The 11,717-nt window shown below is 65.5% G+C and carries 16 protein-coding genes; 8 read left to right on the top strand and 8 right to left on the bottom strand.

What is annotated here, in order from left to right; all coding sequences use genetic code 11:
• Positions 1-14 precede the first annotated feature (14 nt).
• On the top strand, positions 15-413 hold the full coding sequence (locus ASG11_RS02490) for a (R)-mandelonitrile lyase (RefSeq protein WP_055774742.1): 399 nt from the start codon (positions 15-17) through the stop codon (positions 411-413).
• 13 nt (positions 414-426) lie between these two features.
• On the opposite strand, the gene ASG11_RS18200 is transcribed toward ASG11_RS02490, so the two are convergent.
• The 7 genes from ASG11_RS18200 to ASG11_RS02460 form a co-directional block, all read right to left on the bottom strand.
• Complete coding sequence (locus ASG11_RS18200; protein WP_082472552.1) at positions 427-708, bottom strand: type II toxin-antitoxin system YafQ family toxin; 282 nt, start codon at positions 706-708, stop codon at positions 427-429.
• Positions 695-958, bottom strand: coding sequence for a type II toxin-antitoxin system RelB/DinJ family antitoxin (locus tag ASG11_RS02485; RefSeq protein ID WP_055774738.1), 264 nt, complete (start codon positions 956-958; stop codon positions 695-697). The genes ASG11_RS18200 and ASG11_RS02485 overlap by 14 nt, the downstream gene beginning before the upstream one ends.
• A 110-nt stretch (positions 959-1,068) precedes the next feature.
• Positions 1,069-1,998, bottom strand: coding sequence for an electron transfer flavoprotein subunit alpha/FixB family protein (locus ASG11_RS02480; RefSeq protein ID WP_055774735.1), 930 nt, complete (start codon positions 1,996-1,998; stop codon positions 1,069-1,071).
• Positions 1,995-2,741, bottom strand: coding sequence for an electron transfer flavoprotein subunit beta/FixA family protein (locus ASG11_RS02475; RefSeq protein ID WP_055774732.1), 747 nt, complete (start codon positions 2,739-2,741; stop codon positions 1,995-1,997). Before ASG11_RS02475 ends, ASG11_RS02480 begins: the two co-directional genes overlap by 4 nt.
• A 54-nt stretch (positions 2,742-2,795) precedes the next feature.
• The gene (locus ASG11_RS02470; RefSeq protein WP_055774729.1) at positions 2,796-3,038 is read right to left on the bottom strand and encodes a hypothetical protein; all 243 of its coding nucleotides are present in this window, start codon (positions 3,036-3,038) and stop codon (positions 2,796-2,798) included.
• Positions 3,039-3,057: 19 nt separating this feature from the next.
• Entirely contained in the window at positions 3,058-4,257 is a 1,200-nt protein-coding gene (sucC, locus tag ASG11_RS02465) for an ADP-forming succinate--CoA ligase subunit beta (protein WP_055774726.1), read from the bottom strand.
• Between the two features lie 96 nt (positions 4,258-4,353).
• Complete coding sequence (locus ASG11_RS02460; RefSeq protein WP_156363617.1) at positions 4,354-4,653, bottom strand: hypothetical protein; 300 nt, start codon at positions 4,651-4,653, stop codon at positions 4,354-4,356.
• 150 nt (positions 4,654-4,803) lie between these two features.
• Here ASG11_RS02460 and ASG11_RS02455 point away from each other — a divergent pair, with 150 nt between their 5' ends.
• Complete coding sequence (locus ASG11_RS02455; protein ID WP_055774720.1) at positions 4,804-5,322, top strand: sterol desaturase family protein; 519 nt, start codon at positions 4,804-4,806, stop codon at positions 5,320-5,322.
• Entirely contained in the window at positions 5,319-6,068 is a 750-nt protein-coding gene (locus ASG11_RS02450; protein ID WP_055774717.1) for a sulfite exporter TauE/SafE family protein, read from the top strand. Before ASG11_RS02455 ends, ASG11_RS02450 begins: the two co-directional genes overlap by 4 nt.
• A gap of 144 nt (positions 6,069-6,212) precedes the next feature.
• Here the strand turns inward: ASG11_RS02450 and ASG11_RS02445 are convergent, their stop codons facing one another.
• Positions 6,213-7,148: a ribose-phosphate pyrophosphokinase gene (locus ASG11_RS02445; RefSeq protein ID WP_055774714.1), complete on the bottom strand. Its 936-nt coding sequence runs from the start codon at positions 7,146-7,148 to the stop codon at positions 6,213-6,215.
• A gap of 104 nt (positions 7,149-7,252) precedes the next feature.
• On the opposite strand from ASG11_RS02445, the gene ASG11_RS02440 reads away from it, so the two are divergent.
• The 5 genes from ASG11_RS02440 (at position 7,253) to ASG11_RS02420 (ending at position 11,507) form a co-directional block, all read left to right on the top strand.
• Entirely contained in the window at positions 7,253-8,578 is a 1,326-nt protein-coding gene (locus ASG11_RS02440) for a glutamate--tRNA ligase (protein WP_055774711.1), read from the top strand.
• A gap of 238 nt (positions 8,579-8,816) precedes the next feature.
• Entirely contained in the window at positions 8,817-9,488 is a 672-nt protein-coding gene (locus ASG11_RS02435; protein WP_055774708.1) for an energy transducer TonB, read from the top strand.
• Positions 9,489-9,544: 56 nt separating this feature from the next.
• A complete protein-coding gene (locus tag ASG11_RS02430) occupies positions 9,545-9,892 on the top strand; it encodes a hypothetical protein (protein WP_055774705.1) in 348 nt (115 codons plus the stop codon).
• A gap of 14 nt (positions 9,893-9,906) precedes the next feature.
• Positions 9,907-10,854 (top strand): bifunctional diaminohydroxyphosphoribosylaminopyrimidine deaminase/5-amino-6-(5-phosphoribosylamino)uracil reductase RibD, encoded by a 948-nt coding sequence (gene ribD, locus ASG11_RS02425; protein WP_055774701.1) that lies wholly within the window; start codon positions 9,907-9,909, stop codon positions 10,852-10,854.
• Between the two features lie 35 nt (positions 10,855-10,889).
• Positions 10,890-11,507 (top strand): riboflavin synthase, encoded by a 618-nt coding sequence (locus ASG11_RS02420; RefSeq protein ID WP_055774698.1) that lies wholly within the window; start codon positions 10,890-10,892, stop codon positions 11,505-11,507.
• Positions 11,508-11,717 lie beyond the last annotated feature (210 nt).

The following is an 11,717-nucleotide window of genomic DNA, read 5'->3' as shown; positions in this document are numbered from 1 at the left end:
TGGGAGACACGATTATGCATATCACCCGCAGCGGATCGACCCCCTCGGTCAAGGGCCCGGCGGACTGGTTCACCGGCACGGTGCGGATCGACCCGCTGTTCGGCGCGACCGATCCCGCGCGTACCGCCGGCAACACCGTGACGTTCGAACCCGGCGCGCGGACGGCGTGGCACACCCATCCGCTCGGCCAGACGCTGATCGTAACGTTCGGCCTGGGCTGGGTGCAGCGCGAGGGCGGCCCGGTGGAGGAAATCCGCCCCGGCGACGTGGTGTGGTTCAAGCCCGGCGAGAAGCACTGGCACGGCGCCAGCGCGACCAACGCGATGATCCATATCGCGATTCAGGAAGCACTGGACGGCAAAGCGGTGGAATGGATGGAGAAGGTGTCGGACGCGGAGTATAGAAAAGGATAGCGACGGTACGCGTTTACCAGCCTAGTTCGGCGTGCGAGCCAAGGCGAACCAACTGCAGCGTGTGATCGTCCGGTTTCCGATAGATCAGCACCAGATCGGGCTTCACATGGCAATCGCGATGATCTTTCCAGTCGCCGATGAGAGCGTGATCGCGGTAATTTGGAGAGAGTGTGCCGTCGCTGGCAAGTTGAACGAGTAACACGGCAAGGTCGCTGGATAGCGTTTGGCGGTGACGTCCTCTGCTTTCGCGCTTGTAATCTTTTTTGAATTGCCCGGTGCGCTCAATCGTCCGCATCGAGATCTGCCATCAAGGCATCGATCGAGGTAAAAGATTTCAATCCGCCGCCGCGCGCTTCCTTTATCGCGGCAATCGTTTCAGCGTTCGGGGTAAGCGGGTCAAACGGCAACGCCTTGTCATGCGCGACACGCGTCAAAAGAAGCCGAACCGCATCCGAAACGGTAAGTCCCATCGTTGCAAGAACGGCGGCGGCCTCATCCTTGACGATGCCGTTGATCCGAGTTTGAACGAGAGCGTTTGCGGCCATGTATTACATTGTAATGCAGGTTACGGCGGTTTTCAACACGGGGCCAAAACGAAAAGGGGCGACGCGATTGAAATCGCACCGCCCCTCTGCAATCTATTTCAAGCTTGGCGTCAGAGCTTCTCGGTCAATTCCGGTACGATCTTGAACAGATCGCCGACCAGGCCGATGTCCGCGACCTGGAAGATCGGGGCGTCCTCGTCCTTGTTGATCGCGATGATCGTCTTGCTATCCTTCATGCCGGCGAGATGCTGAATCGCGCCGGAGATGCCGACCGCGACATATACTTCCGGAGCGACGATCTTGCCGGTTTGGCCGACCTGATAATCATTCGGAGCATAGCCCGCGTCCACCGCCGCACGGCTCGCGCCGACGCCGGCGCCGAGCTTGTCGGCAAGCGGATCGATCAGCGCGTGGAACTGTTCGCCCGAACCGAGCGCGCGGCCTCCCGAGACGATGATCTTTGCGCTGGTCAGTTCGGGGCGCTCCGACTTGGCGATCTCGCTGCCGACATAGGTCGAGACGCCGATGTCACCGGTGGTCGCGACGGCCTCGACCGCGCCCGAACCGCCTTCGGCGGCGGCCTTGGCGAAGGCGGTGCCGCGGACGGTGATGACCTTCTTGGCGTCCTTCGTCTGCACGGTGGCGATCGCGTTGCCCGCGTAGATCGGCCGCGTGAACGTGTCCTCGCTCTCGACCGACAGGATGTCGCTGATCTGCATCACGTCGAGCAAAGCGGCGACGCGCGGCGCGATGTTCTTGCCGCCCGAGGTGGCAGGGAACAGCACGGCGTCGTGGTCGCCCATCAGCTGGACGATCAGCGGCGCGACGTTCTCGGCCAGCGCATGTGCGTAGGCCGCGTCGTCGGCGACGTGCACCTTGCCGACGCCGGCGATCTTCGCGGCTTCGGCGGCGACCGCATCGACGCCCTGGCCGGCGACGATCAGATGGACTTCGCCCAATTGCGAGGCGGCGGTGACCACGGCGAGCGTGGCATCCTTGACGGTGGCGCCGTCATGTTCGACCCAGACCAAAGTCTTCATTTCGCGACTCCCATCGCCTTCAATTTACCGACCAGCTCATCCACGTCGGCGACCTTGATCCCGGCGGAACGCTTGGCCGGCTCGACCACCTTCAGCGTGGTCAGGCGGGGTGCGACGTCGACGCCGTAATCGGCGGCGGTCTTCTGCGCCATCGGCTTGGACTTCGCCTTCATGATGTTGGGCAGCGAGGCGTAACGCGGTTCGTTGAGGCGCAGATCGGTGGTGACGATCGCGGGCAGCTTGAGCGTTTCGGTTTCCGAACCGCCATCCACTTCGCGCGTCACGGTGACGCTGTCGGCGGTCAGCTCGACCTTCGACGCGAACGTCGCTTGCCCGACGCCGAGCAGGCCCGCCAGCATCTGGCCGGTCTGGTTGTTGTCGTCGTCGATCGCCTGCTTGCCCAGGATCACCAGATCGGGCTTCTCCTCGTCCACGATCGCCTTGAGCAGCTTGGCCACGCCCAGCGGCTCGACCTTCTCGTCCGAGACGACCAGGATCGCGCGGTCGGCACCCATCGCGAGCGCGGTGCGCAGCGTTTCCTGCGCCTTCTGCTCGCCGATCGAGACGACGACGATCTCGGTGACGCCCTTGTCCTTGAGACGGATCGCCTCTTCGACCGCGATCTCGTCGAACGGGTTCATGCTCATCTTGACGTTCGCCAGATCGACGCCCGTCCCGTCCGCCTTCACGCGGGGCTTCACGTTATAGTCAAGCACGCGCTTGACCGGCACCAATACCTTCATCTGCGTTCCACTCCAAAGTCCGACCACATTTCCTGGGGAGGCGTGGTTCAATGCTCAGTTCGATAGTTCGAGGCGACGTTCGATGCGGTCGAGCCGATCCTGCATGCCATCCAGCTGTAGCTGTAGATGGGCCGAGATCTCGGCATCGTTGACCTGATCGCGACGCAAGCCGATCACGGCGGTATGCGTGTCGCCTTGCCGGGTCTTCACATCGCGCAAATCACGCTCGATCCGATCGAGCGTAGCCTGAAAGCGCTTGAGATGCTCCAGAATCAGGTTCTCGACATTCTCGGTCATTCTCCACCTATAGCACGAATTACGCCGCCTTCTGCACTTCCGCGACGATCTTCTTGGCCGCATCGCCGAGATCGTTAGCAGCAACGATCGCCAGGCCGGAATTGGACAAAATGTCCTTGCCCTGCTGAACGTTGGTGCCTTCGAGGCGAACGACCAGCGGCACGGAAAGGTTCACTTCCTTCGCCGCCGCGACGATGCCCTCGGCGATGATGTCGCAGCGCATGATGCCGCCGAAGATGTTGACCAGGATGCCCTTCACCGCCGGATCGCCAAGGATGATCTTGAACGCCGCCGTCACCTTCTCGGTCGTGGCACCGCCGCCGACGTCGAGGAAGTTGGCCGGGAACATGCCGTTCAGCTTGATGATGTCCATCGTCGCCATGGCGAGGCCGGCGCCGTTGACCATGCAGCCGATGTCGCCGTCGAGCTTGATATAGGCGAGATCGTACTTCGAGGCCTCCAGTTCGGCCGGATCCTCCTCGGTCTCGTCGCGCAGTTCCATCAGATCCTTGTGGCGGAACATGGCGTTGCCATCGAACGCGACCTTGGCGTCGAGCACCAGCAACTGGCCCTGCTTGGTGACGGCGAGCGGGTTGATCTCGATCTGCTCGGCATCGGTGCCGAGGAAGGCGTCGTACACGTTGGACGCGGTCGACGCGGCCTGCTTGGCGAGATCGCCGGTCAGGCCGAGCGCCGCGGCGACGGCGCGGCCGTGATGCGGCTGGAACCCGGTGGCGCAATCGATGTCGATCGACTGGATCTTTTCCGGCGTGTCGTGCGCGACCGCCTCGATATCCATGCCGCCCTCGGTCGAGACGACCATCGAAACCCGGCCGGTGGCGCGGTTGACGAGGAAGGCGAGATAGAATTCCTTGTCGATGTCGGCACCATCGGTGACGTACAGGCGGTTGACCTGCTTGCCATGCTCGCCGGTCTGGATCGTCACCAGCGTGTTGCCGAGCATGTCGGTCGCCGCCGCACGGACCTCATCCTCGCTCCAGGCGAGGCGCACGCCGCCCTTGGCATCGGGGCCGAGTTCCTTGAACTTGCCCTTGCCGCGACCGCCGGCATGGATCTGCGCCTTCACGACGTAGAGCGGCCCGGGCAGCTTCTTCGACGCCTCCACGGCCTCCTCGACGCTCAGCGCGGCGAAGCCGGCGGGGACGGGGACGCCGAACTTGGCCAGCAATTCCTTGGCCTGATATTCGTGGATGTTCATGAGACGCGTTCGCACCTTTCGCTGAAACGGAGGTTTGCATGGGCCTTAAGCACAGTGGCCGACGCGAATCCACCCCGGGCGTCCACGCCCGCGCGCTCAGTTCAGCCCGACCGAACACAAAGCGGCGGCGGTGGCGGTGACCGAGACGATCTGCGGATCGTCGAGCGACCGGATGCGCTTGAGAAGATGCTTGCGGCCGTGCCCCTCCCCGGACTCACCCGCCGATGTCCCCAGTTTGGCCAGCTTGCGCAGCTGCGCGACCGAAAGCTGTTCGGACATCGGCTTGGCCATGCAGGTGGCGAGCTTGGGCGACAGGCCGGCGCGGATCAGACCATCGCGCGTGCGACTCTCGATCGGCGAGCAGGCGGCGAGTGCGAGCATCAAACCGAGTGCCACCGCCACTCCCGTTCGTTTCGAGCGTAGGCGATAAGCGGGCCGCATGCGCTGCGCTCGGTTTCTCGACTGCGTCCGATACGAACGGGGATGGGTGTAAAAAGGCACGGGTTTACCTCGCAAGCCGAACAGGTAGCCGCTATATCGCAGCGCATGCACTGGGCAACCGGACTCCTTATCGCGCTGGCGACGATCGTCTTCATGGAAGGCTTCGCCTATGTCGCGCATCGCTGGGTGATGCACGGCTTCGGCTGGTTCCTGCACGAGAGCCACCACCGGGTGCGCCACGGCAATTGGGAATTGAACGATCTCTACGCCGTGATCTTCGCGGTCCCCTCGTTCGTCCTGCTGCTGGGAGGCGTGCAACTCGGCTGGTGGCCGGGCTTCGCGTGGATCGGCGGCGGCATCGCGGCCTATGGCGCGATCTATTTCGGCTTTCATGACGTCATCGTCCACAAACGCCTGAACCACCGCTATCTGCCCAAGTCCGCATACATGAAGCGCATCATCCAGGCGCACCGGCTGCATCACGTGGTCGAGACCAAGCACGGCACGGTCAGCTTCGGCTTCCTATGGGCCCCGAAGCCCGAGGAGTTGAAGGCCGAACTCAAGCGCCGCGACCGGGCGGGGGTGCGGGCGCCGGTGGAGCGGTCCGAAACGCCCCCCGCTTGACCGAAAGCGCTTTGTTCTTCGCGCTGGCGGTGCCGGCGGTGATCCTGCTCGGGCTGGCCAAGGGCGGATTCGCCGGGATGGGTGCGTTGTCCTTGCCGATGATGGCGCTGGCGATCTCGCCGGTGCGCGCGGCGGCGATCCTGCTGCCGATCCTGATCGTACAAGACGTCGTCGGCGTGTGGGCGTTCCGCAAGAACTGGGACGGGTACGTACTGGGCTGGACCCTGCCCGGTGCCGCGATCGGCATCGCGCTCGGCTATGTCTTCGCGGCGCGGGTCTCGGCGGATGCGGTGCTGGGGTTGGTCGGCGCGATCAGCCTGGTGTTTGGCGCATACCGTCTGTGGCGCGAGCGCGGCCATCAACTGGCCGCCGCCGCCAACTCCCCCGGCTGGGTCGGCACGGTGTGCGGCGTCGCCTCGGGCTTCACCAGCCAGATCGCGCATGCCGGGCAGCCGCCGTTCCAAGTCTGGGTGCTGCCGCGCCGCCTGTCGCGCGACGTGCTGGTCGGCACGACGGCGATCTTCTTCGCGATCGTCAACTGGGCGAAGGTGCCGGCCTATTGGGCGCTGGGCCAGTTCAGCCACGACAATCTGGTCACCGCCGGGCTGCTGATGCCGGTGGCGATCCTTTCCACGCTGGGCGGCGTGTGGGTGGTGCGGCGGATCGCGCCGGAACGCTTCTACACCGCGATCTACGTGCTGATGATGCTGGTGGGAGTGAAACTGATCTGGGATGCGGTGGCTTAGGTTCGGCCGGCCTGATGCCATTCTCACCCCCCGGTCGTGCCGAGCTTGTCGAGGCGCTGCCCTTTTCTTCGAGCTCCAAAGAGGACGGCCCGTCGACTGGCTCAGGGCGAACGCAAGCGGGGAAGCCGCGTGGCCCGGACGACCCTAGTCGAACAGCGAGGAGACCGAACTCTCGTCCGCGATGCGGCGGATCGCTTCGGCCAGCAGGGGGGCGATGGTCAGGTGGCGAATGCGCTTGGCGGTGGCGACGATGTCGTGGCTGCCGATCGAATCGGTGATCACCAGTTCCTCCAGCGCCGATCCCTCGACCCGCGCCACCGCACCGCCCGACAGCACGCCGTGGGTGATATAGGCGGCGACGCCCGCCGCGCCCGCTTCCTTCAGCGCGGCGGCGGCGTTGCACAGCGTGCCGCCCGAATCGACGATATCGTCGATGAGGATGCAGAAGCGCCCCTCGACATCGCCGATAATGTTCATCACTTCGGATTCGCCGGCACGTTCGCGGCGCTTGTCGACGATCGCGAGCGGCGCGTTGTCAAGTCGCTTGGCCAGCGCCCGCGCGCGCACGACGCCGCCGACGTCGGGCGACACGACCATCAGGTTGCGCCCGCCATAGCGCGTCAGGATATCCGCCGACATCACCGGCGCGGCGAACAGATTGTCGGTCGGGATGTCGAAGAAGCCCTGGATCTGTCCGGCGTGCAGATCGACCGACAGGACGCGGTCGGCCCCCGCGACGGTGATCAGATTGGCGACCAGCTTGGCCGAGATCGGCGTGCGCGGCCCCGGTTTGCGATCCTGCCGGGCATAGCCGAAATAGGGCACGACGGCGGTGATCCGCTTGGCCGATGCGCGCTTCAGCGCATCGATGCAGATCAGCAATTCCATGAGGTTGTCGTTGGCGGGATAACCGGTCGATTGCAGGACGAACACGTCCTCGCCGCGCACATTCTCCTGGATCTCGACGAAGATCTCCTCGTCGGCGAAGCGCCGGACGCTCGCCTGGGTCAGCGGCAGCTCGAGATAGCGCGCCACGTCGCGCGCCAGCGGCAGGTTCGCATTGCCGGTCAGAAGTTTCATCGCGATTTGCTCCCCTGCGCTCCGAGTCCGCGATCCTTTAGGGGCGAATCGCTCGCGGTAAAGGGGGCATTGCCGCTGAGGCGCGCGCTGCCTAGAGCGATGGCATGACCGTCATCACCCGTTTCGCGCCCAGCCCCACCGGGCGGCTGCACGTCGGCAACATCCGCGCCGCGCTCCACAATTGGCTGTGGGCGCGGAAGCATGGCGGGCAATTCTGGCTGCGCATCGACGATACCGACGCCGAACGCAGCGAGGAACACTATGTCGACGCGATCCGCGCCGATCTCGACTGGCTGGGGTTGACCGCCGATGGCGAGGCGCGGCAATCGGCGCGCTTCGATCTGTATGAAGCGAAGTTCGCAGCGTTGCGCGCGGCCGGCCGGGTCTATCCGGCGTACGAAACCGCGCAGGAACTCGACCTGAAGCGCAAGATCGCCGCCGGGCGCGGCCTGCCGCCGGTATACGATCGCGCGGCGCTCGCGCTGAGCGATGCCGAGCGCGCGACGCTGGAGGCGGACGGCGTGCGCCCGCACTGGCGCTTCAAGCTGGATCACGACGCCCCGATCGCCTGGGACGACCTGATCCGCGGGCCCCAGAAGTTCGATGCCACGACGATGAGCGACCCGGTGATCCGCCGCGCCGACGGGTCGTGGCTCTATATGCTCCCGTCGGCGATCGACGATGCCGAGATGGGCATCACGCATGTCGTGCGCGGCGAGGATCACGTGTCGAACGCCGCGCTGCAATTGCAGATGTTCGATGCGATGGGCGCGGCCCGCCCGGCCTTCGCGCACGAGGCGTTGCTGGTCGGCAGCGAGGGCAAATTGTCGAAGCGGCTCGGCTCGCTCGGCGTCGATGCGTTTCGCGAGGCCGGAATCGAGCCCGGCGCGGTGCGGGCGCTGCTGGCGCGGATCGGGACGAGCGATCCCGTCGAGCCGATCGGCGATGTCGCGCCGCTGATCGCGACGTTCGATTTCGCCCGCTTCGGGCGCGCGCCGGCGCGGTTCGACGATAGCGAACTGGCCGGGCTGAACGCGAAGATCGTCCACAGCCTCGATTTCGACTCGGTCTCGGCGCGCCTGCCCGAGGGCATGACCCGCGCGGAATGGGATGCGGTGAGGCCGAACCTGAAGACCGTGGCCGAGGCGGCGGACTGGTGGACCGTGATCGAGGGCGACGTGGGCGGCGGGCGCGACCCCGCCGATGCGGATTTCCTGGCCGAGGCGGCGCGAGTCGCGGGCACGATCGACTGGTCCGCCGACCCGTGGCACGCGCTGACCGGGGCGTTGAAGGCGTCGAGCGGGCGCCAGGGCAAGGCGCTGTTCCTGCCGCTGCGCCGTGCGCTCACCGGGCTGGATCACGGGCCGGACATGGCGGCGTTGCTGCCGCTGATCGGGCGCGAGCGGGCGATCGCGCGACTGGGCGGGTGACTCTATAGCCTTACCCTTCGTGCCGAGCGTGTCGAAGCACCGTAGTTCGAGTCGCGAATGCATCGCTTGGTGATCAAAGAACGGTGCTTCGACAGGCTCAGCACGAACGGGTGAAATGTGATTCCACTCCTTCCCTCATGTAACAAAGTATCACTTGCCTCCGTGATGTTATGATGTATCGTTTCCCGATCAAGTCCGGCGAAGACCGGATTCCTCGAGGAGAGATGGAGACGGAAACATGTACGCGGATCGATATGGCAAGACCGGTATCAAGCCCGGTGCCCTGACTATCGCGATCGGGCTGAATGGCGCGGTGCTGGCGGCGCTGATCTTCTCGGCACCGGAACTGATCAAGCGGGTCGACCCGAAGCCGCTGATCACGACGAATATTCCGATTCCCGTTCCGCCACCGCCGCTGAAGCCGGTCGAACAGAAGATCAAGCCGAAGATCGAACAGCGCGTCATCGATCCGCCGCCGCTGGAGCGTCCGCAGACGGTGGATCCGATCGCGCCGACGCGTACCGATTTCACCTCGACTGGACCGACCGGCCTCGACGGCGGCGTGACCGGCGGCACCGGCACCGTGACGCCACCGTATGTTTCGCCGCACCAGCCGGTGATGATCGGCGCCAAGGTCGATCCGCGCTATGCCCGCTTCCTGCAGCCCGATTATCCCCCCGGCGAACGCCGCATGGGCCGCGAGGGCCAGGTGATGGTGCGCGTGCTGGTCGGGGTCGACGGGCGGGTCAAGCAGATCGAGCAGGTGAACGCGGCGAGCGCGGCGTTCTTCGAAGTGACTCGGCGTCAGGCGCTGGACAAATGGCGCTTCACCCCCGCTACGCGCGACGGCGTGCCGCAGGAGGATTGGCGGACGATGACGGTGACGTTCGTACTCAACGAAGGCGAGTGAGCTTTCGGGCGCGGGGCTAGCGCCGCGAGCCCCGCGCGCTTATCTTGGCCGACAGGATGCAGATTCTCCGCCACTTCAACATACTGCGCGCGATCAACGACCTGCGCGGGTTCCTCGCCCAGGAGGCGCCGCACAAGCTGGCGTTCCTGCTGCTGTCGGTCGTCCTGTTCGGCGCGCTGCTGATCGGCTTCACGATCGATAGCCACGAAGAGCCGGTCTATCACCGCGACATCGTCTACGTGCAGCAATGGCCGGCGGATCGCACGAACGCGCAGATCATCGCGCAGCAGAAGATCGACGGCCCGATCGAGGCGAAGCGCGCGGCCGAAGCGGCGGCGCGCGAGAAGGAGACCCAGGAGGGGTTCAAGCGCCTCGACGACAAATTGAAGAAGCTGGGAATCTGAGCGACGCGCGCTGGATGGCGGCGGCGCTGGCGCTCGCCGAGCGCGGGCGTGGCCGCACCGCGCCCAACCCCAATGTCGGGTGCGTCCTCGTCAAGGACGGTGTGGTGGTCGCACGCGGCTGGACGCAGCCCGGTGGACGCCCGCATGCCGAGGCGATGGCACTGGCAGGGGCCGGCGAAAAGTCGCGCGGCGCGACCGCCTATGTCACGCTCGAACCCTGCGCGCACCGTTCCGCGCGCGGCCCGGCTTGCTCCGATCTGCTCATCGCCGCCGGCGTGGCGCGAGTCGTGGTGGCGCTGGGCGATCCCGATGCGCGCACCGATGGCGCGGGGATCGCGCGGCTGCGGACGGCGGGGATCGTGGTGGATGTGGGGATCGGCGCGGAGGGGGCGCGGCGATCGATGGCCGGTTTCCTGACGCGCACGGCGCTGGGGCGGCCGTTCGTGACGTTGAAACTGGCGTTGTCCTTGGACGGGGCCGCCGCGATGGCGGACGGATCGAGCCAGTGGATCACCGGACCCGAAGCGCGGGGGCACGCGCATCTCGAACGCGCGCGGCACGAGGCGATCCTGGTCGGGCGCGGGACGCTGGAGGCGGATGCGCCCCGGCTGGATGTGCGGCTGGCCGGGCTGGACGACCGTTCGCCGAAGCGTTTCATTCTGTCATCCGCGACCGGAGGTCATGGTTGGGGAACGATTGCCCAACCCGGGGACATTGCCACGCTGGAGGGCGTGGATCACCTGCTGGTCGAGGGCGGCGCGCGGACCGCCGCCGCGTTTCTCGCCGCCGATCTGATCGATCGGCTCCTCCTGTACCGCGCGCCGATCCTGGTCGGCGGCGGGCGCACCTTACCCGAGATCGGGCTGGCCGATCTGTCGCAGGCGCACGGTCGCTGGCGGTTGCACGACGCGCGGCAGCTTGGCAGCGACCGGCTCGAAGTCTACGAGCGGGCCAGAAATTGAGGCGCTCCGCAAGCGCATCGGGGAGCTAAACGCACATGTTCACCGGAATCATCACCGATGTCGGCACGATCGACCGGGTCGAGACGCTGGCCGACACGCGCGTGGTGGTACGCAGCAACTACGATCCCGCGACGATCGATCTCGGCGCGTCGATCTCCTGTTCGGGCGTGTGTCTGACGGTGATCGACAAGGGATCCGACGCCACCGGCCATTGGTTCGCGGTCGACGTCTCGGGCGAGACGATCAGCCGCACCGCCGAGGGCCAGTGGAGCATGGGCCGCCGCCTCAACCTGGAACGCGCGATGAAGCTGGGCGACGAGCTGGGCGGTCATATCGTCACCGGCCATGTCGACGGGATCGGCGAGATCGCCTCGGTGGTCGAAGAGGGCGGATCGAAGCGCATCCGCATCACCGCCGGACCCGATATCGCGCCGTTCGTCGCGGCGAAGGGCTCGATCACGCTCGACGGAGTCTCTCTGACGGTGAACGAGGTGGAGGACGGTCCCGGCACGGTCACGATCGGCGTCAACATCATCCCGCACACCGCCGCCGTGACGACGATCGGGGCGTTGAGCGTGGGGGAGCCGATCAACATCGAGATCGATGTTCTGGCGCGGTATCTGGGGCGGATGCGGTCGTTTTTGCCGGGGTGATTTTTTGTGGCGGGTGTCGATGATTTCACACGAAGCCACGAAGACGCAAAAAGAAGAAAAGGGAAAGATGGCTGCGCCGCGATCGCGGAACGACCTTCTCGAATACCGCTTCAGCATTCACTTCTTTTCGTGCCTTTGTGCCTTTGTGTGAACCCTCTTCTACATCTAATGTGAAAACTCGGATTGACGATCACATCATGATGTGATTTA

The sequence above is a fragment of the Sphingomonas sp. Leaf357 genome (genome assembly GCF_001423845.1).
In the GTDB taxonomy this organism is placed as follows: Bacteria; Pseudomonadota; Alphaproteobacteria; order Sphingomonadales; family Sphingomonadaceae; genus Sphingomonas.
Note: the sequence above shows the minus strand (reverse complement) of the source record. Positions and strands in the feature narration are given on the sequence as shown.